Below are 18,562 nucleotides of genomic sequence, written 5' to 3' on the forward strand. Positions count from 1 at the left end.
CACACTGGTCGCGATGGCGACCACGGAGGCGGTGCTGCGGTGAGGGACGGGTTGCTGGTCACCGTGGTGGTGCTGCTCGTGCTGGGGCTGGTCGAGGCCGTCAGCAACACCGTGCACCTGGCCGCCGGGCGGGTCGACACCTGGGGGCGCCGCCAGCACCGCGAGCTGCCCCGCACCGCCTCGGCCGCCGTGGTCCGGCGCAAGGTGCTCGCCATGCTCGCCCTCGGCGTCTTCCTGGTGGTCGCGGTGGTCGGTGCGGTCGCCCTCGACCAGCCGTCGGGGCTGGTCGTGGCCGCGGTGGCCGTCCTCGTCGTCACCGGCCTGGACGCCGTCCGCGCCCGGACGCCCGCGGCCCTGTTGCCAGCGCTGCTCGCCCTGCTGCTGCTGGTGCTCACGGTGCACGCCGTGGCGCCGGGCCAGCCGTCGGCCCCCTGCTCCTGCCGCTGAGGCCACACCCGCCGCTGCGACCACCGGGATACTGCGCCTGGGTCCCGCCCCGTGCCGAGCCCGACCGCGTGGCGCCGCGGGCACCGTCGGGCGCCCGGGCCACCCCGGCGCAGGATCCCGGTGGCCCGGCACAGCCCCGGGCTTCGCAGGGCGGCCCGTCCTGGCCCGCTCGGCTAGACTCCTCCGGGCTGCGCGCCGCCGGCCAGCCCGTCCCCACCACGTCCGGAGAGTGCCCGCATGCCCACACGCCAGGATCTGCGCAACGTCGCGATCGTCGCCCACGTCGACCACGGCAAGACCACGCTGGTGGACGCGATGCTGTGGCAGTCCGGCGCCTTCCGCGAGAACCAGGCCGTCGACGACCGGGTGATGGACTCCAACGCGCTGGAGCGGGAGAAGGGCATCACCATCCTCGCCAAGAACACCGCGGTCGCCCACCGCACGCCGGACGGCCACGACGTCACCATCAACATCATCGACACCCCCGGCCACGCCGACTTCGGCGGCGAGGTGGAGCGCGGGCTGGAGATGGTCGACGGCGTGGTGCTGCTGGTGGACGCCTCGGAGGGCCCGCTCCCCCAGACCCGCTTCGTGCTGCGCAAGGCGCTGGCGAAGAAGCTGCCGATCATCGTCTGCGTCAACAAGGTCGACCGCTCCGACGCCCGGATCGCCGAGGTCGTCGAGGAGACCTACGAGCTGTTCATGGACCTCGTCGACGACTCCCAGACCGATGTCCTCGACTTCCCGGTGGTCTACGCCTCGGCCAAGGCCGGACGGGCCTCGCTCACCGCACCCGCCGACGGCGAGATGCCGGACTCCGACAACCTCGAGCCGTTCTTCGCCACCATCCTCGACACCATCCCCGCGCCGTCCTACGAGGAGGGCGCGCCGCTGCAGGCCCACGTCACCAACCTCGACGCCTCCCCCTACCTGGGCCGGCTGGCGCTGCTGCGGGTGGTGGCCGGGCGGATCGAGCGCGGCCAGACCGTCGCGTGGTGCAAGGCCGACGGCACCATCAGCAACGTCAAGCTGTCGGAGCTGCTGAAGACCCAGGCGCTGGAGCGGGTGCCGGCCGACTCCGCCGGCCCCGGTGACATCGTCGCGATCGCCGGCATCCCCGACATCACCATCGGCGAGACCATCGCCGACCCGGAGGACCCGCGTCCGCTGCCGCTCATCACCGTCGACGAGCCGTCGATCTCGATGACCATCGGCATCAACACCTCCCCGCTGGCCGGCAAGTCGGGCAAGCAGCTGACCGCCCGGCTGGTGAAGGCGCGGCTGGACGCCGAGCTGATCGGCAACGTCTCGATCCGGGTGCTGCCGACCGAGCGCCCCGACACCTGGGAGGTGCAGGGACGTGGTGAGCTGCAGCTGGCCGTGCTGGTGGAGATGATGCGCCGGGAGGGCTTCGAGCTGACCGTCGGCAAGCCGCAGGTGGTCACCCGCACCATCGACGGCAAGCTGCACGAGCCGGTCGAGCGGCTGACCATCGACGTCCCGGAGGACTTCATCGGCGTGGTCACCCAGCTGATGGGGCTGCGCCGCGGCCGGCTGGAGCAGATGGTCAACCACGGCACCGGCTGGGTGCGGGTGGAGTACGTCGTGCCGGCCCGCGGGCTGATCGGGTTCCGCACCGAGTTCCTCACCGAGACCCGCGGCACCGGTCTGATGCACCACGTGTTCGACTCCTACGAGCCGTGGTTCGGCGAGCTGCGCACCCGCCCGACCGGCTCGCTGGTGGCCGACCGCAGCGGCACCGTGACGGCGTTCGCGCTGTTCAACCTGCAGGAGCGGGGCACCATGTTCGTCTCCCCCGGCGCCGACGTCTACGAGGGGATGATCGTCGGCGAGAACGCCCGCGCCGACGACATGGACGTCAACCCCACCAAGGAGAAGAAGCTCACCAACGTGCGCTCCTCCACCGGGGACGAGCTGGAGCGGCTGATCCCGGCGAAGCTGCTCAACATGGAGCAGGCGCTGGAGTTCTGCCGCGAGGACGAGTGCCTCGAGATCACCCCCGAGGCCGTCCGGATCCGCAAGGTCGAGCTGTCGGCAGGAGACCGGGCCAAGAGCCGCAACCGCGCCAAGCGGGGCTGAGGCCGGACGCCGGCGGTGCGGGACGCCGCCGGCGAGGCTGTCGGAGCGGCGCGCTTTGATGGGTGCAGCACCGAGGAGGAGGCACCCATGACCGTCAGCCCGTCCCGCCGCGTCGGGATCGTCCCGCCCTACCTGATCCAGCGGCTGACCGAGCACCCGTCGGCCCACGTGGCCGAGGTGGCCCAGCGCACCCTGCGGGCCGACGAGACCTTCCGCGCCCGCCCGCGCACCGGCGCCCGCCCGACCGCCGCCCCGCGCCGCGCCGACGCCGAGCCGGCGCCCCGGCGCACCGTGCACGACGCGGAGAACGGCACCTCGCTGCCCGGCCGGGTGGCCCGGGAGGAGGGGGCGCCGGCCACCGGCGACCCGGCCGTGGACGAGGCCTACGACGGGTTCGGGGCGACCTGGCAGCTGTTCTGGGACGCCTTCGGCCGCGACAGCCTCGACGGTGCCGGGCTGCCGCTGCTGGGCACCGTGCACTACGACCGGGACTACGACAACGCCTTCTGGGACGGCACCCAGATGGTCTTCGGCGACGGCGACGGCGAGGTGTTCCAGCGGTTCACCCTCGCCGTGGACGTCATCGGCCATGAGCTCACCCACGGCGTCATCGACCACACCGCCGGGCTGGTCTACCGGGGGCAGTCGGGGGCGTTGAACGAGAGCATCGCCGACGTGTTCGGGGCGCTGGTGCGCCAGCGGGTGCTGGGCCACAGCGCCGAGCAGGCCGACTGGCTGATCGGCGCCGAGCTGTTCACCGACCAGGTGCAGGGGGTGGCGCTGCGCTCGATGGCCGCCCCCGGCACGGCCTACGACGACGACGTGCTCGGCCAGGATCCCCAGCCAGGGACGATGGCCGACTACGTCGAGACCACCGACGACAACGGCGGGGTGCACATCAACTCCGGCATCCCCAACCGGGCCTTCCACCTGGCGGCCACCGCGATCGGCGGGAACGCCTGGGAGGCGGCGGGCCAGATCTGGTACGACGTGCTCACCGGCGGCGAGCTGGCCGCCGACTGCGACTTCGCCACCTTCGCCGACCTGACCCGGCGGGCCGCGGTCGCCCGCTTCGGCGCGGGCTCGACCGAGGCCACGGCCGTCGAGCGGGCCTGGCAGGAGGTCGGCGTCACCAGCACCGCGGACGAGGAGCCGCGCCGACCGGTGCCGCTGGGTCCGGACCCGAGCGAGCCGGTGCCCGCGCCCGACCCCACCCCGACCGAGCCGTTCCCGCCGGGGCCGTCGGAGCCGGTGCCGGCTCCCGACCCCGAGCCGGGTGAGCCGGTGCAGCCGCCGGAGCCGCCGCCGATCCCGACCGGCCCGCCGGCCCCCGATGCCGGGGACGCCGGCCGGGCCGCGCCCGACCCGGGTGCCGCGCCCGACCCGGGTGCCGGGCCGGTGGAGCTGATCCGCTCCGGCGGTCTGACCGGCTCGACCCGTCGGGCCACCTTCGTGCCCGACGAGCTCGACCCGCCCGACTCCGAGGAGTGGCGGCTGCTGCTGGGCGAGCGCAGCTTCTGGACCGCACTGCCCGAGCCCGAGCCGCAGCCCGACGCGTTCGTCTACCGGCTGGTCGCGGTGCGGGTGGAGGTCGACGTGACCTTCAGCGAGCGCGAGCTGCCCGAGCCGGTCCGCGGGCTGGTACACCGGACCATCCAGCGCGGCAGCTGAGACGCCAGTGCCCTCTCGGCCGGGGCCGGGAGGGCGCTGAGGACGTGCGGGAGGCGGGTCAGGACTCGGTGCCCGCTCCGGTGCTGCCGGGGCTGGTGTCGGTCGCGGGTGCCGAGGACGGGGCGGTGTTCGACGTGCCCGCCTCGTCGGAGGGGCGCGACGCAGCCGCCGGCCCCGTGGTGGCCGCGCGGGCGCTGGGGGCCTTCTTGGCAGCGGTCGTCGTCTTCTTCGCCGCGCTCTTCCGGGTGCCGGCAAGGCGGTCGCCCGGCGAACCGGTGCCGGTGGAGGTCGGGCGGGAGGCCGACGTGGACGCCGACTTCTTCGCCGCCGTCTTCTTCGTCCCGCCGGTCCGGGACGCGGCCGGCGGGGTGGGCGCGGCCGCGCTGCTGGTGGTCGGCGAGGCGGGCGGGCGGCTGGCCGAGCTCTTGCGGGCCCGCGGGGTGGTGGTGGTCCTGGCGGTCGAGCGGCGCGGCTTCGGCTCGCCGTCCTCGGCCAGCCGGCTGGCGCGCTCGGCCGTCTCCTGCGCCCCGGTGCGGACCGGCTCGGTGGTCTCGGCCACCTTCTCCCCGGCCTCGCGGGCCTGCTCGGCCACGTCCTCGGCTTGCCCGCGGCCCTTGGTGAAGGCGGCCTTGCCGCGCTTCTGCAGCTCCTCGTAGACCTCGCCGGCCTCGGCCAGCCACTTCTCCAGCTGGGCCCGGGCCTCGTCGGGGAAGTGCTTGGCCTGGTCGGGCAGGGTGCGGGCCTGCTCGGGCAGCCCCACCACCCGCCGGCGCATCTCGGCGGCCTGGGCCTCGCGCCGCTCCCGCCGCGCCTTCGCCTCCTCCACGGCCGCCTCGTAGCGCTCGGTCGCCTTGGCGACGAGGTAGTCGGCGGCGCCGAGCGCGGCGTACAGGGTGTTGGTGGCGGCCTCGACCACCCGGTCGGTGTTGAGCTCGTTCGGGTCCTTCTTCTGCTCTGCCATGGTCACTCCTGGTCGGTGCGGGTGGACGGGTGGACGGGCGGCTCCTCCGACGAGGGGCTCTTCCCCGGTGCGGCGTCGACGAAGGCGTCGTAGACGTCGAGCAGGACCTGCTTCTGACGCCCGGTCAGGCGGGTGTCGGCCACGATCGCCCGCGGGACGGTGACGACTGCACCGGGAGGCATGACGTGCTCGTCGGGGTCGAGCAGCCCGGCCCGCACGTACAGCGTCTCCGCCGACACCCGCAGCGCGGAGGCCAGCTGCTGCAGCACCTCCGCCGAGGGCCGGCGCAGCCCGCGCTCGATCTGGCTGAGGTAGGGGTTGGACACCCCGGCGCTGTCGGCCAGCTGGCGCAGCGAGACCCCGGCCTGGCGGCGCTGGGCGGCGATGAACTCACCCACCGTGCTGATCTGGTCACCCAGCGGCTGGGTCAGCCGCCGGCGTCCGTTCCGGGTCGCCACCTCCCCAGTGTGCTTGCTGATGCTAGCAGAAGCAAGCACCCCCGGGGGGCGGCGGGCCGGTGACCGTCGCCGGGTACCACCGTGGGCCCATCCGCCCCCGACCGCGGTCCGTTGTGGGGCCCCGGCAGCCGGGTTAGCGTCCGGGACGGACCCGCACCCGAGCAGGAGGACCCATGACCCAGCACACCACCACCGGCAGCAACGACCCCGTCACCGGGGTCATGGCTGACCTGGTGCGCCGCGCCGTCCGGGACGGCATCGGACCGGTGACGCCGTCACGCCCGTGGGCCCAGGACGTCCTGGAACGCGTCGGCGGGGACGTCGGGGCCGCCGTCGACCGCCTGGTCCAGCAGTCCACGGTGGCCGCCGCGTCCACCGGCTTCCTCACCGGGGTGGGTGGGCTGCTCACCCTCCCGGTCGCGCTGCCGGCCAACGTGGCGGGTTCCCTGGTGGTCAACGCGCGGATGGTGGGCGGCATCGCGCACGTCCGCGGTCACGACCTGTCCGACCCGGCCACCCTCGACCTCATCAGCACGCTCGTCCTCGGCGGCGGCGGTCCGCAGCGGCTGCTGGGCGAGCTCGGCAAGCGCTCGGGGGTGAAGCTGGCCAGCACCGTGCTGCGGGCGGTGCCGGTGGTCGGCGGGCTGGCCAACGGGGCGGCCGACGCCGGTCTGACCGCCGCGCTCGGGCGCAACGCGGCCCGCGCCTTCCCGCAGCGCGGCTGAGCCGACCGCGGCCGCCCGAGCGCCCGCGGCGCGCTCAGTCCTCGAACTGCTCGAGGTCGAAGGCGCGCGGGACGGCGGCGTTGATCCGGGTCCCGTCCTCGCGCTGGCTGCCCACCATCTGCGGGTGCAGGCTGAACCGCGGCAGCCGCGGCCCCTGGTCGGCCAGCGCCACCGTCGCCGGGGCGTCCGGGCCGACGTCGACCCGCGTGCCGCGGACCACGAACGAGGCCTCGCCGCCCTCCTCGACCGCGAACGACAGCGCGTCGGCGGTCAGCTCCACCCGCACCCGGGTGCCGCCGACCCGGATCCGGAAGGTCAGCCGGTTCCAGGTCCGCGGCAGCCGCGGGTCGAAGGTGACCAGCCCGTTGTCGTCGCGCATCCCGGCGAAACCGAACACCAGCGCGCTCCACACCCCGCCGGCCGACGCCACGTGCACGCCGTCGGCGGTGTTGCGGTGCCGGTCGGCCAGGTCGACGAACAGGCCCGCGTAGAAGTAGCTGAGCGCCAGCTCCTGGTGGCCGACCTCGGCGGCGATGATCGACTGCACCACCGCCGACAGGGTGGAGTCACCGGTGGTGATCGGGTCGTAGTACTCGAAGTTGGCCCGCTTCTGCTCGCTGGTGAACTGCGAACCCTGCAGGAACATCGCCAGCACCACGTCGGCCTGCTTGATCACCTGGAACCGGTAGATCACCAGCGGGTGGTAGTGCAGGAGCAGCGGGAAGTTCTCCGTGGGCGTCCGCTCCAGGTCCCACACCTCCCGCTCCAGGAAGTGCATGTCCTGGGGGTGGATGCCCATCCCCTCGTCGAAGGGGATCGACATCCCCTGGGCGCAGTCCTCCCAGGTGGCCACCTCGTCCTCGCCCAACCGCAGCCGCGACACCAGCCGGGCGTACTCCTTGGGCCAGAACTGCTGCATGGTGCGGACGTACTCTGCCGCCTTGCGCAGGTTGAACCGGGCCATCACGTTGGTGAAGAGGTTGTCGTTGACGACCGTGGTGTACTCGTCGGGCCCGGTCACGGAGTCGATGTGGAACGAGCGGTCACCGTTGCTGCGCCAGAACCCCAGGTCGGCCCACATCCGGGCGGTCTCGACGAGGATCTCCGCGCCCTGGTTGAGCTGGAAGGCGACGTCGCCGGTGGCGTGCAGGTAGCGGCTGACGGCGTAGGAGATGTCGGCGTCGATGTGGTACTGCGCGGTGCCGGCGGCGTAGTAGGCCGAGGCCTCCTCGCCGTTGATCGTCCGCCACGGGAACAGCGCCCCGCGCTGGGCCACCTCGGCTGCCCGCTTGCGGGCCGCGGGCAGCATCAGGTGGCGGAACCGCAGCGCGTTCCGGGCCAGCCGCGGGTTGGTGTAGGTGAGGAACGGCAGCACGTACACCTCGGTGTCCCAGAAGTAGTGCCCGCTGTAGCCCAGCGCGGTGACGCCCTTGGCCGGGATGCCCGAGCCCTCCGCGCGCATCGAGGCCTGCGCCAGCTGGAAGAGGTTCCAGCGGATCGCCTGCTGCAGCTCCGGCTGGCCCTCGACCACCACGTCGGAGTCCTCCCAGAAGCGCGTCAGGGCGTCGCGGTGGTCCTTCCAGATCTTCATCAGCCCGTGCTCGGTGGCCCGGTCGAGGGTGCGCCGGACCCGGTCGGTCAGCTCACGCACCGGGACACCGCGGGAGGTGTGGTAGGCGGCGTACTTGACCAGCCGGATCGGCTGGCCGGCGCGGGCGTTCACCCGGTAGACGACCTTGGCGGAGTCGTCGTCGGCGAAGTAGCGGTCGGTGAACTCGTTGGCGGTGTCGAGCACGTGGTGGGCGCCCACGGCGATCGTCATCCGCGACTCCGCGCACCGGTAGCCCAGCATCAGCCGGCCCTTCTCGGCGTAGTGGTACTGCGGCAGCAGCACCCGCCGGTCGAAGGTGCGGCTGCGGCGGGGGTCGAAGCCCTCCCCCATCGCGGCGGCCTGCACGTGGTACTCGTCCTGGCCGTCCTGGCGGTTGAGGATCTGGCTGGAGAGCACCACCGGCGCGTCGGAGTCGAGCACGGTGATCTCCATCGTCATCACCGCCAGGTGGCGCTCGGCGAAGGAGACGCAGCGGGTGCTGGTCATCTGCACCCGCTTGCCCGAGGGGGTGCACCACATCAGCTCGCGGCGCAGCATGCCGTCGGCGAAGTCGAGGCTGCGCTCGTAGCTCTCCAGGTCGGCCACCGAGAGCAGGATCGGCTCGTCGTCGACGTAGAGCTTGATCAGCGCGGTGTCCGGGGCGTTGACGATGGTCTGCCCGACCCGGGCCAGCCCGTAGGCCTCCTCGGCGTGGTGGATCGGGTAGGTCTCGTGGAAGCCGTTGACGAAGGTGCCGTGGCTGTGGGTGTCGCGGCCCTCCTCCGGGCAGCCGCGCATCCCGAGGTAGCCGTTGCCGACGGCGAACAGCGTCTCGGTGACGCCGAGGTCCTCGGCGGAGTACGCCGTCTCGACCAGCCGCCACTCGTCAACCGGGAAGCGGTGCCGGTCCAGCGGGTCGACCGGGTCGGGGCGGACCCGCGAGCTGTGGTTGGTGGCGTCGCTCGTCGCGGTCACCGGGTCGCCTCCGCGGGGACGAGCTGGGCGAGGTCGTCGACGACGACGTCGGCGCCGGCGGCGGTGAGGGCGTCCCGACCCGCGCCGCGGTCCACCCCGACGACGTGGCGGAAGCCGCCGGCCCGGCCGGCCTCGACGCCCGACAGCGCGTCCTCGAGGACCACCGCGGCGGAGACCGGCACACCGAGCAGCTCGGCGGCCCGCACGAAGGTGTCCGGACGCGGCTTGCCCGGCAGCTGGTCGCGGGCGGCGACCACACCGTCCACGACGACGTCGAAGCGGGTGCGCAGCCCGGCGCGCTCCAGCACCGGGACGGCGTTGCGCGAGGACGACACCACCGCGACCCGGACGTCGGTGCCGGCCAGGTGGTCGAGCAGCGCCACCGACCCCGGGTAGGGCTGCACACCCTCCTCGGCCAGCACGGCGGCGAAGGCGTCGTTCTTGCGGTTGCCGAGCCCGCAGACGGTCTCCCGCTCCGGGGCGTCCGTGGGATCGCCCTCGGGGAGCGTGAACCCGCGGGAGGCGAGGAAGTCGCGCACGCCGGCGTAGCGGGGCTTGCCGTCGACGTAGGCGAAGTAGTCCTCGTCGGCGTAGGGCTCCGCGACGCCCTTGGCGCTCAGGTAGTCGTTGAACATCCGCGACCAGGCGCGCATGTGCACCTCGGCCGTCGGGGTCAGCACTCCGTCGAGGTCGAACAGCGCGGCCCCGACCGAACTCCACTCCACGGTCGTCACGACTCCGAGCCTAGGGGACGTCGGCCGTCCTCCCCGCCTCCGCCGGGCGCGCCGCGACGCGGGCCGACCCGCTCAGCGGGTGAGGTCCTGCAGCAGCCCGGGCACCACCCGGACCTCGCCGACCGGACGGCCGTGCCCGAGCACGGGGACGGTGCGCAGCCGGTGCAGCGCCGGGGCGTCGTGGCCGAGGGCGAGGAGCAGCTCGGCCATCAGCAGCGGGACGCCGCGCGGGCCGCCGTCGACGACCTTCAGCGCCAGCCCGCGACCGTCGGCCAGGCCGACCGCGTACACCGCCTCCGCGCCGGCCTTGCCCACCGAGCCCGGGACGGCGCGGTGGATGGCGGCCTCCTCCCGGCGGGTGCCCGAGGTCCACTCCGGGTGCTGGCGGATGGCGTCGGCGACCTTCAGCTCGGGGCCGGCGTCCGCGGCGGCGATACGGCCGAAGGCACGGGCCAGCCCGGCCAGGCTGATCCCGTGCAGCGGCGCACCGCAGCCGTCGACGGCGTCGGCCGCCACCTCCTCACCGGCGAGCTCGGCCACCGTCTCGCGGCAGCGCCGCTGCAGCGGGTGGGACGGGTCGAGGTAGTCGCTGCGCGACCAGCCGTTGTGCCGGCAGGTGCGCAGCATCCCGGCGTGCTTGCCCGAGCAGTTCATCGCGATCGCCTCGCGGTGGTGGCCCTCGCGGATCCAGCGCTCGCGCTCGACCTCGTCCGAGGGGTGGTCGACCGTGTTCTGCAGCTCCGAGACCTCCAGCCCACAGCCGCCGAGGATGCGCCGCACGCCCTCGCGGTGGAAGCCCTCACCGGAGTGGGAGGCGGCGACCAGCGCGAGCAGCTCGCCCTCGACGTCCAGCCCGGCGCGGACCATCGCCACCGCCTGCAGCGGCTTGTTGCTGCTGCGCGGGAACATCGGCGCACCGACGTCGCCGAGCGCGTGCTGGACCGCGCCGTCCGGGCCGGTGACGACCACCCGGGCGCGGTGCACCGACTCGGTGAACCCGTTGCGGACGACCTCGATCGCTGCCACGTCGCTGCTGCTCACCGGACGACCCTATCGGCGCCCGCGACCCTCCCGACCCCCCTCACACCCCTTCGCGGCACGGCACACACGCTGCAACACGGGTGCGGGCGCACGAAGGTGTGTGCCGCCCGCATCGCCCCGCCGGCAGCGGTCCCCTTCACACCCCTTCGCGGGACCGCACACACGCTGCAGCATGGGTGCGGGCGTACGAAGGTGTGTGCGGGGTGAGGCGCGGGTCGGCGGGGACGCCGGTCGCGGCGGTCAGAGGCGGGCGCGGACGTGCAGGCCGACCTCGGGGTCGACCAGCACCTCCTGCGACGCGGCGACCCCGCCGGCGACCAGCGGTGCGGTGACGTCGGTGTTGCGCTTGACCAGCCCGAGCGCGATCGGGCCGAGCTCGTGGTGGCGCGCCGAGGTGCCGACCACGCCGACGGTGCGGCCCGGGACGATCCCCTCCGGTGACGGCTCGGCCAGCGCGAGGTCGGAGCCGCGGGCCGGCAGGGTGTCCACGCTGCCGTCGAGGTGCAGCAGCACCAGCCGGCGCGGCGGACGTCCGAGGTTGTGCACCCGGGCCACCGTCTCCTGGCCGCGGTAGCAGCCCTTGTCCAGGTGGACGGCCACGCCGAGCAGCCCGGCCTCGTTGGGGATCGTGCGGTGGTCGGTGTCCAACCCGATCCGCGGCACGCCGGCCGCGATCCGGCGGGCCTCGTAGGCCCAGGTGCCGGCCGGGGTGGCGCCGGCGTCCAGCTGGGTGCTGAGGAAGTGGTCCAGGTGGTCGCGGGGCACGAACGACTCGTGCCCGCCCAGGGAGTCCTGCCCGGCGCGGGTGATCCGCTCCCCCGCGGGCGCGGGCCCGGCCTGCCACACCACGGCGAGCATGTCGGTGCGGTCGGCGACCTCGACCCGCAGCATGAACCGCATCCGGTCGAGGAACCCCACCAGTGCCGGCGCGGCCCCGGGCTCGGTGTGGGCCCAGAAGGTCTCGCCGTCGTCGACGCCGTAGAAGGCGTGCTCGAGGTGGCCGTTCGGCGACAGCACCAGCCCCGTGGTGCCCACACCCGGCGCGAGCTGCTCCAGGTGCTGGCTGGTCAGCGAGTGCAGCCAGGAGAGCCGGTCGGGGCCGGTCACCGAGATGACGCCGCGGTGGGAGAGGTCGACCATCGCGGTGCTGTCCATCGCCCGCTGCTCGCGCATCGGGTCGCCGTGGTGCCAGGCGACCCCGGCGTCGGGGCCGTCCTCGGCCAGCACGGCCGTGTCGTTCCAGCTCATCGGTGCTCCCTCGTGTGGGCCGTCGCTCAGGCGGCGGACTGGCGCTGCAGCCGGGCCCACATGTAGGGCTGCAGCGGCTGGTCGCTGGTGGCGCGGTCGAAGGCCCACAGCAGGTCGTGCTCGACGTTGCCGTAGAGACGCTGACCGGCGGTGTAGTCGGTGCTGCTGGAGGTGCGCACGACGGCGTCGGTGGTCAGCTCGATCTTGGCCCCCTCGATCTTGCCGACCCACACCTCCGACCAGCCCTCGGGCGAGCACATGACCACCTCGACCTCGCCGTTCGGCTTGGGACGCCAGAAGCCGGTCTCCATCGAGCGGGGCTTGAGCGCCTTGCCCTCGGGGTCGACCTCGAAGGTCTGGGAGAGGTAGTGCAGGTAGGGCCCGCCGTTGTGGGCGAAGTCGACCTGCTGGCCGTACTCGAACTCCCCCTCACCGGGCCACTTGCCCTTCCCGGTGCCCTCCCACCGGCCGATCATCCACGCCAGTCCCATCAGGTCGGGGTGCAGGTTGTCAGGGATCTCGAACGCCATGGGAGCGAGTCTAGGACGCCGTCAGGGGGCGTCCGGGCGCTCGGCCAGCCAGAAGGCGGCGGTGCGGGCGACCAGCGGGTCCGGGTCGTCGCGCAGGGCGGTCAGCCGGGCCCGGGCCGGGGCACCGGGCAGCACGCCGAGCGCGCCGGCCAGCCGCTGCCGCGCCGGCGGGTCGGCGTCGTCGAGCCGCTCCGCCACGGCCCGGGTGACCGCCTCGGCGAGGCCGTGCTCGACGGCCAGCGCCTGCAGCACGTCGGTCGCCTCGACGTCGTCGCTCCCGGCGGCGACGAGCGCGACCAGCCCGGCGACTGCCTCCGCGCCACCCCGGCGACCGAGGGCCAACGTGCCGCGGGCGGAGACCACGGGGTCGCCCGACCCGGACGCCGCGGCGAGCACCGCCTCGGCATCCGGTGAGCCGAGCCGCGTGAGGGCCGCCAGCGCGCGGTGCCGGCGGGCGGTCTCGGGTGAGCCCAGCGCGTCGGCCAGCGCCGGCACCACGCTCTCCCCGGCCTGGGCCAGCGCCCAGTGCAGGGCGCCGGCGACCACCGGGTCGTCCTCGCCCAGGACCGCCTCGACGAGGACGCCGCCGTGGCGGTCGTCCCCGGCCAGCGACAGCACCGAGCGCTGCCGCGCCGACGGGCTGGCGGCGTCCAGCCCGCGGAGCAGCGCGATGGTGCGCAGCACGTCCGACCAGGCGGTCGGGTCGCTGCCGCGCACCCGCTCCAGCCGGCGCAACAGCTCCTGCTCGCGGGCCAGCCGCTCCCGGGTGCGGGCGAGCAGCTGGTCGACCACCGTGGCGGGGTCGAAGGTGAGGTCGGCCAGCGCCTCACCGACCTCCTCCAGGGTCAGCCCGAGCGCGCGCAGCGCCTCGACCTGGAAGAGCCGGCGGACGTCGTCCTCGGCGTAGCGGCGGTAGCCGGCGGACGAGCGCCCGCTCGGTGAGACCAGGCCGATCCGGTCGTAGTGGCGCAGCATCCGGGCGCTGATCCCCGAGCGCTCGGCCACCTCCCCGATCAGCACCGGCCTCAGTCGTCCTGCAGCGGCGCCCCGCGCAGCGCGACCACCCGCTGGGCCTCCGCGACCGCGTCGTCGAAGTCGACGTCGGGGTCGCGCACCAGCTGCTGGGTGGCCAGCGCGTGCGCGCGGACGTCGGGGTCCGGATCGGTGGCGGCCCGCTCCAGCACGGGCGCCGACGCCTCACCCAGGGCGGCCAGTGCGCGGCTCAGGCTGCGGTGCACCCTCCGGTCGCCACGGCCGAGCTGGGTGATGAGCACCTCGGCCAGCGCCGCCTCCTGCCCCTCCGGCACCAGCGTGGCCGCGGCCCGCCAGGCCGTCCGGGCCACCTCGTCCTCGGTGTCGTGCAGCAGGTCGAGGGTGATGGCGGGGTAGGCCCGGCGGTCGCCGATCTTGGACAGCGTGTGCAGGGCCTGGCTGCGCGCCTGCGGGAACACCGAGCCGAGCTCGGCCAGCAGCCGGTCGACCGTGGCCTCCGCCGGGTGCCGGGTCAGTGCCCAGGTGAGCATGTCGCGGACGAAGAAGTCCGGCTCGACCGCGGACCGCTCGACCAGCACCTCGACGTCCTCGGGCTCCGGACGCGTCCCCGCGGCCATCGCCGCCTGCAGCCGCGCCGTGGCGTCCGGCACCTCCAGCGCCGCCCGCACCCGTGTGGCGCGTCCCTCCTGCTGGGTCATCTCGACCACCTCCTGCTCCCAGGGAAGACCTTGTCACGGTGTCAAGGTCAAGTCACCGGGCTCGTCGGAGCCCGCTCCGGCGTCACAGCGGGCGGCGCAGCACCGTGGTCATCGTGCGGTAGGTGCTGCCGTCGTCCAGCGGCCAGGACTCCTCGCGCCGTCCGACCGCGGTGTAGCCGAGCCGCTCGTAGAGCCCCCGGGCCCGCGGGTTGTCGTCCTCGACGGTGAGCTGGACGGCCGCCCGTCCGGCGCGGCGGGCGACGTCCTCGAGGGCCTCGACCAGCAGCGTGCCCACGCCGAGGGACTGCCAGGCCTCGTGCACCGAGAGCATCCAGAGCTCGCCGGTCTCCGGCTCCTTGACGAGGTCGACCGCGCCGACCGCCACCAGCCGGCCGTTGGAGGCCTGCAGGCAGAGCAGCCCGACCTCACCGTCGAGCGTGCGCTGCCAGGCCTCCGCGAGCGCCCGCAGGTGGGCCGACCCGCCCGACCAGTGCAGGTCGGGCAGGTCCTCGGGCTCGAGCGAGCGGACGGTGAGCGCGACGGTCAGGCTGCGGTGCACGCCGGCAGTCTGCCGCCCGCGGTCAGGCCACCGGGCCGCGGTCCCGCACGTCGGCCACCGCGGTCATCGCCGAGCGCAGCTCGCGCAGCCACTCGTCCTCGTGCTGGGCGACCAGCCGGACGCACCAGGCCAGCGCCTCCGACCGGGAGCGGGCCACCCCGGCCTCGACCAGGGTGTCGAGCACCAGCCGCTGCGGCTGGCGCAACCGGGTCATCACCGGCACCGCCAGGTGGGTGAACCGCTCGGTGCGCTCCCCCATCCGCACCGCCCAGGCCACCTTGCGCTCGTAGCGGTGCTCGGCCTCGCGGGCGATCTCGATCCGCTGCTCGCGGGTCTCCTCGCGCCAGGCGCTGATCCGCCCCGCCCGGGCCTCGTCCCGCTCGACCTCGCTGGCGTCGGCCAGCTCCACGTCGGGCAGCGGCACCTCGACGGTGACCTCCTCACGGTCCACCGTGATGGTGGCCCCGCGCCACGCCTCGGGCAGGCGGCCGGCGAACCAGCCCCGCACCCGTGCTTCTTGCTCGTTCGTCATCATGTAATGAACATTACGCCCTTGCGCACGAGCCCGGTACAGCGTGGGCGCCGGTAGCCTGCGCGACGTGCGAGCGGTGCTGCAGCGGGTGAGCTCGGCCGACGTGACGGTGGCCGGGGAGGTGGTCGGCGCGATCGACGGCCCCGGCCTGCTCGTGCTGCTCGGCGTCACCCACACCGACACCGCCGAGGTCGCCGCGCGGCTGGCGGACAAGATCTGGCGGCTGCGCATCCTGCCCGGGGAGCGCTCGTGCGAGCAGGAGGGTGCCCCGCTGCTGGTGGTCAGCCAGTTCACCCTCTACGCCGACATGCGCAAGGGCCGACGTCCGTCCTGGAGCGCTGCCGCCCCGGGACCGGTCAGCGAGCCGCTGTTCGAGGCCTTCGTGGCCGCGCTGCGCGACCTCGGCGCCCACGTCGAGACGGGCGTCTTCGGTGCGCAGATGGCGGTCCGGCTGGTCAACGACGGCCCGGTGACCCTGGTGCTGGACGCCGACTGACCCCCTCACCGCCCAGGACGCCGGCCCTCCGGCTCAGGTGTCCGCGGCGTCCTCGCGCAGGACCACCACGTCGGTCGCCTCGAACCGGAGCCGCTCGCCCGCGGTGATCCGGCGACCGGTGAGCAGGTCGGTGCCGTTGGCGTGGGCGGGCACCTCGACGGCGTCGGTCCGGTGGTTGAGCAGGAACGCCGTGCGCTGCCCGTCCCGCACCCGGACCGCGCACTCGAGGTCCTCGACGTCGGCGTAGGGGCCGAGCAGGTCGTGGCGGGCGAGCACCGCGCGCACGACCGCGGCCGTCCCGGCGTCGTCGAGCAGGGTGGCGACGTACCACGCCTCGCCGTCGCCGTGCCGGTGCCGGGTCACCGCGGGACGGCCGGCGTAGAAGTCGTCGGTGTAGGTGCCCAGCACCTCCGCGCCCTCGGTCACCGGCAGCTCGAACACCAGGCCCGCCTCGCTGACCACGCCGTCGAGCCCGTCGAGCCGCACCCGGTTGACCACCCCCGGGGGCTGGCTGTCGGTCTCCTCCACCCGCAGCCCCACCAGCGGCGCCAGCGGCCCGGGGACGTCGGTGAGGAAGGCGTTGTCGTCCTCGTCCACCCGACCCGACAGACAGGACGTCAGCACCGTCCCACCGCGCGCGGCCACCGCGGCCAGCCGCTCGGCCACGTCGCCCTTGACCAGGTGCAGCAGCGGCGCGACCACCACGTCGTAGCGCGACAGGTCCGCGGTCACCGCCACCACGTCGAGATCGGCACCGGCCTGCCACAGCGCCCGGTGGTAGGCCATCACCACCTGCGGGTACTTCACGTGGCGGTTCAGCCCGTCGGTGATCTCGCTGGCCCACCAGCTGTCCCAGTCGAACAGCAGCGCCACCCGGGCGGGTGTGCGCGCCCCGAGCACCGCGTCCCCGAGCTGCTCGAGCTCGGCCCCCAGCGCCGCCACCTCGGTGAAGGTGCGGGTGTCGGTGCGACCGGCGTGGTCGAGCACGGCGCCGTGGTACTTCTCGCAGGCCCCGCGCGACTGGCGCATCTGGAAGTACAGGACGGCGTCCGCGCCGTGGGCCACCGACTGCCACGACCAGAGCCGCAGCACCCCAGGGCGCTTGAGGGGGTTGACGTCCCGGCTGGCGGTCGTGCTCGGGGTCTGCTCCATCACCCAGAACGGGGCGCCCTGCTTCAGCCCGCGCATCAGGTCGTGGGTGAGCGCCATCCGGGCGTGCTCGCGCATCCCCGGCGGGTAGTTGTCCCAGGAGGCGAAGTCGAGGTCGTCGGCCCAGCGGTGGTAGTCGAGCGGGCGGTACATGCCCATGAAGTTCGTCGTGACCGGGGTGGTCGCGTCGTGCTCTCGGATGGCGGCCTTCTCGTCGCGGAAGTTCTGCCGCATCGCGTCGGAGGTGAACCGCAGGTAGTCCAGCGTGATGCCCTGGAAGGCCGTGTGGTCGGGTCCGCGCCAGTGCTCGGTGAGCGCGTTCGGCACCTCGACCTCCTCCCAGTCGGTGAAGGTGTGGGACCAGAAGGTGGCGTTCCAGGCCGCGTTCAACCGGTCCAGCGTGCCGTAGCGCTCCCGCAGCCGGGCGCGGAACGCCGCCGCGCACAGGTCGCAGTAGCAGGCGCCGCCGTACTCGTTGCCGACGTGCCAGGCCACCAGACCCCGACGCCCGGCGTAGCGTGCGGCGATCCGTCCGGCCAGGGCGGCCGACAGCCGCTGGAAGACCGGTGAGCTCGGGCAGGCGTTGTGCCGTTGGCCGTAGCGGTGCCGGCGTCCCTCGAAGTCGGTGCGGTTGACCTCGGGGTGCCGTCGGGCCAGCCAGGGCGGGAGCGCGCCGGTCGAGGTGGCCAGCACGTACTGGCGTCCCGACGCCTCCACGTGGTCGACGACCGCGTCCAGCTGGGTGAAGTCGTAGCGGTCCTCGGCCGGCTGCAGCTGCGCCCAGTCGAAGACGCCGAGGGTGAGCGTCTCGATCCGGGCCAGGTCGAAGGCGCGGGAGTCGGCGTCCCACACCTCACGCGGCCACTGCTCGGGGTTGTAGTCACCCCCGTAGCGGATCTTGGTGCCGACGGGCAGCGAGGCCGGGGTGGTCATGCGACGTAGGTCTCCTCGATGTGGGTGAGCACGGGACGGTCGAGGTGGAGCAGCAGGGCGAGGACGGGGGCGGCGAGCAGGGCGAGCACCCAGTCCGAGCCGACCAGCAGCACCCCGGCGGCGCACACCCCCAGCGCCAGCACGGCGGTGCTGGCGCGACGCCGGGCCAGCTGCCAGGCGGCCAGCCGGAGGACGTCACGGCCGCGGACGGTGTAGAGCGAGGTGATCACCAGCGCGTGGGCCGCCACCACCCCGACCAGGGCGAGCACCAGCACGGTGGCGACCTGCAGCCCGACCAGGGCCGCACCTGCGGCGACCGCGGGCAGCTGGCCGAGGTTGATGCCGAGCACCGTGCCGACCGCGACCACCGGCAGCCACCAGCCCAGCACCCCGAGGGCGTTCAGCCGGTAGCCGCGCAGGAAGTGCCGGGCCGGGGCCAGGTCGTCCTCGGCGGTGCTGCGCTGCCAGCCGTAGAGGACGGCGGACGCGGCCGGGGCGAGCGGCAGCGCGGCCAGCCCGAGCAGCGGGGCGTTGGACGGGTCGGGCACCAGCAGCGCCGCCGGCACCAGCCCGGGAGCCGCGGCGAGCACGAAGAGCACCTGCAGCACCAGCAGCCGGTAGACCACCGCCGACCCGCGGGCCAGCATCCCCGGCCCGACCTCCGCCTCGCTCCACGTCGACATCGCCATCGTCCCTCCTCCGTCCGACCCCCCGACTCCGG

The 18,562-nt window shown here is 74.2% G+C and carries 18 protein-coding genes; 5 read left to right on the plus strand and 13 right to left on the minus strand.

What is annotated here, in order from left to right; translation table 11 throughout:
* The first annotated feature begins 39 nt into the window (after positions 1-39).
* The 3 genes from DT076_RS12130 to DT076_RS12140 all read left to right on the plus strand — a co-directional run bounded on the left by DT076_RS12130 (position 40) and on the right by DT076_RS12140 (position 4,218).
* Entirely contained in the window at positions 40-447 is a 408-nt protein-coding gene (locus tag DT076_RS12130; protein ID WP_147264140.1) for a hypothetical protein, read from the plus strand.
* 237 nt (positions 448-684) lie between these two features.
* On the plus strand, positions 685-2,547 hold the full coding sequence (gene typA / locus DT076_RS12135; RefSeq protein WP_114126949.1) for a translational GTPase TypA: 1,863 nt from the start codon (positions 685-687) through the stop codon (positions 2,545-2,547).
* 87 nt (positions 2,548-2,634) lie between these two features.
* Positions 2,635-4,218 (plus strand): protealysin inhibitor emfourin, encoded by a 1,584-nt coding sequence (locus DT076_RS12140; RefSeq protein ID WP_114126950.1) that lies wholly within the window; start codon positions 2,635-2,637, stop codon positions 4,216-4,218.
* Positions 4,219-4,276: 58 nt separating this feature from the next.
* Here the strand turns inward: DT076_RS12140 and DT076_RS12145 are convergent, their stop codons facing one another.
* Together DT076_RS12145 and DT076_RS12150 are read right to left on the minus strand one after the other, a co-directional pair.
* Positions 4,277-5,179: a hypothetical protein gene (locus DT076_RS12145; RefSeq protein WP_114126951.1), complete on the minus strand. Its 903-nt coding sequence runs from the start codon at positions 5,177-5,179 to the stop codon at positions 4,277-4,279.
* Between the two features lie 2 nt (positions 5,180-5,181).
* Positions 5,182-5,637, minus strand: coding sequence for a helix-turn-helix domain-containing protein (locus tag DT076_RS12150; RefSeq protein WP_233493912.1), 456 nt, complete (start codon positions 5,635-5,637; stop codon positions 5,182-5,184).
* Between the two features lie 173 nt (positions 5,638-5,810).
* Between DT076_RS12150 and DT076_RS12155 the strand changes: the two genes are divergently transcribed.
* Positions 5,811-6,362 (plus strand): hypothetical protein, encoded by a 552-nt coding sequence (locus DT076_RS12155; protein WP_114126952.1) that lies wholly within the window; start codon positions 5,811-5,813, stop codon positions 6,360-6,362.
* Positions 6,363-6,396: 34 nt separating this feature from the next.
* On the opposite strand, the gene DT076_RS12160 is transcribed toward DT076_RS12155, so the two are convergent.
* The 9 genes from DT076_RS12160 to DT076_RS12200 all read right to left on the minus strand — a co-directional run bounded on the left by DT076_RS12160 (position 6,397) and on the right by DT076_RS12200 (position 15,266).
* A complete protein-coding gene (locus DT076_RS12160; RefSeq protein ID WP_114126953.1) occupies positions 6,397-8,928 on the minus strand; it encodes a glycoside hydrolase family 65 protein in 2,532 nt (843 codons plus the stop codon).
* A complete protein-coding gene (locus DT076_RS12165) occupies positions 8,925-9,653 on the minus strand; it encodes an HAD family hydrolase (RefSeq protein ID WP_114127119.1) in 729 nt (242 codons plus the stop codon). Before DT076_RS12165 ends, DT076_RS12160 begins: the two co-directional genes overlap by 4 nt.
* Before the next feature lie 81 nt (positions 9,654-9,734).
* Entirely contained in the window at positions 9,735-10,703 is a 969-nt protein-coding gene (locus DT076_RS12170; RefSeq protein WP_114126954.1) for an asparaginase, read from the minus strand.
* A 240-nt stretch (positions 10,704-10,943) separates the two neighbouring features.
* Positions 10,944-11,951: a CAF17-like 4Fe-4S cluster assembly/insertion protein YgfZ gene (gene ygfZ, locus DT076_RS12175; RefSeq protein WP_114126955.1), complete on the minus strand. Its 1,008-nt coding sequence runs from the start codon at positions 11,949-11,951 to the stop codon at positions 10,944-10,946.
* Positions 11,952-11,977: 26 nt separating this feature from the next.
* Positions 11,978-12,481, minus strand: coding sequence for an FABP family protein (locus DT076_RS12180; RefSeq protein ID WP_114126956.1), 504 nt, complete (start codon positions 12,479-12,481; stop codon positions 11,978-11,980).
* A 21-nt stretch (positions 12,482-12,502) separates the two neighbouring features.
* Complete coding sequence (locus DT076_RS12185; RefSeq protein ID WP_114126957.1) at positions 12,503-13,501, minus strand: MerR family DNA-binding transcriptional regulator; 999 nt, start codon at positions 13,499-13,501, stop codon at positions 12,503-12,505.
* A 5-nt stretch (positions 13,502-13,506) separates the two neighbouring features.
* Positions 13,507-14,172 (minus strand): HEAT repeat domain-containing protein, encoded by a 666-nt coding sequence (locus DT076_RS12190; RefSeq protein WP_114127120.1) that lies wholly within the window; start codon positions 14,170-14,172, stop codon positions 13,507-13,509.
* 82 nt (positions 14,173-14,254) lie between these two features.
* Complete coding sequence (locus DT076_RS12195; RefSeq protein WP_114126958.1) at positions 14,255-14,731, minus strand: GNAT family N-acetyltransferase; 477 nt, start codon at positions 14,729-14,731, stop codon at positions 14,255-14,257.
* A gap of 22 nt (positions 14,732-14,753) precedes the next feature.
* Entirely contained in the window at positions 14,754-15,266 is a 513-nt protein-coding gene (locus DT076_RS12200) for a hypothetical protein (RefSeq protein ID WP_199539148.1), read from the minus strand.
* Positions 15,267-15,330: 64 nt separating this feature from the next.
* On the opposite strand from DT076_RS12200, the gene dtd reads away from it, so the two are divergent.
* Positions 15,331-15,759, plus strand: a complete 429-nt coding sequence (gene dtd, locus DT076_RS12205) for a D-aminoacyl-tRNA deacylase (RefSeq protein ID WP_114127121.1) — start codon at positions 15,331-15,333, stop codon at positions 15,757-15,759.
* A 33-nt stretch (positions 15,760-15,792) separates the two neighbouring features.
* On the opposite strand, the gene DT076_RS12210 is transcribed toward dtd, so the two are convergent.
* Both DT076_RS12210 and DT076_RS12215 read right to left on the minus strand, forming a co-directional pair.
* Positions 15,793-17,841, minus strand: a complete 2,049-nt coding sequence (locus tag DT076_RS12210; RefSeq protein ID WP_114126960.1) for a beta-galactosidase — start codon at positions 17,839-17,841, stop codon at positions 15,793-15,795.
* Positions 17,838-18,530, minus strand: a complete 693-nt coding sequence (locus DT076_RS12215) for a DUF624 domain-containing protein (protein ID WP_114126961.1) — start codon at positions 18,528-18,530, stop codon at positions 17,838-17,840. Before DT076_RS12215 ends, DT076_RS12210 begins: the two co-directional genes overlap by 4 nt.
* Between the last annotated feature and the right edge of the window lie 32 nt (positions 18,531-18,562).

The sequence above is a fragment of the Desertihabitans brevis genome (assembly GCF_003327535.1).
In the GTDB taxonomy this organism is placed as follows: domain Bacteria; phylum Actinomycetota; class Actinomycetes; order Propionibacteriales; family Propionibacteriaceae; genus Desertihabitans; species Desertihabitans brevis.

Coding starts and splice junctions, on each gene's coding strand:
- typA (WP_114126949.1), top strand. CDS start 685: ATGCCCACACGCCAGGATCTGCGCAACGTCGCGATCGTCGCCCACGTC.
- DT076_RS12140 (WP_114126950.1), top strand. CDS start 2,635: ATGACCGTCAGCCCGTCCCGCCGCGTCGGGATCGTCCCGCCCTACCTG.
- DT076_RS12145 (WP_114126951.1), bottom strand. CDS start 5,179: ATGGCAGAGCAGAAGAAGGACCCGAACGAGCTCAACACCGACCGGGTG.
- DT076_RS12155 (WP_114126952.1), top strand. CDS start 5,811: ATGACCCAGCACACCACCACCGGCAGCAACGACCCCGTCACCGGGGTC.
- ygfZ (WP_114126955.1), bottom strand. CDS start 11,951: ATGAGCTGGAACGACACGGCCGTGCTGGCCGAGGACGGCCCCGACGCC.
- DT076_RS12180 (WP_114126956.1), bottom strand. CDS start 12,481: ATGGCGTTCGAGATCCCTGACAACCTGCACCCCGACCTGATGGGACTG.
- DT076_RS12190 (WP_114127120.1), bottom strand. CDS start 14,172: ATGACCCAGCAGGAGGGACGCGCCACACGGGTGCGGGCGGCGCTGGAG.
- DT076_RS12200 (WP_199539148.1), bottom strand. CDS start 15,266: ATGATGACGAACGAGCAAGAAGCACGGGTGCGGGGCTGGTTCGCCGGC.
- DT076_RS12210 (WP_114126960.1), bottom strand. CDS start 17,841: ATGACCACCCCGGCCTCGCTGCCCGTCGGCACCAAGATCCGCTACGGG.
- DT076_RS12215 (WP_114126961.1), bottom strand. CDS start 18,530: ATGGCGATGTCGACGTGGAGCGAGGCGGAGGTCGGGCCGGGGATGCTG.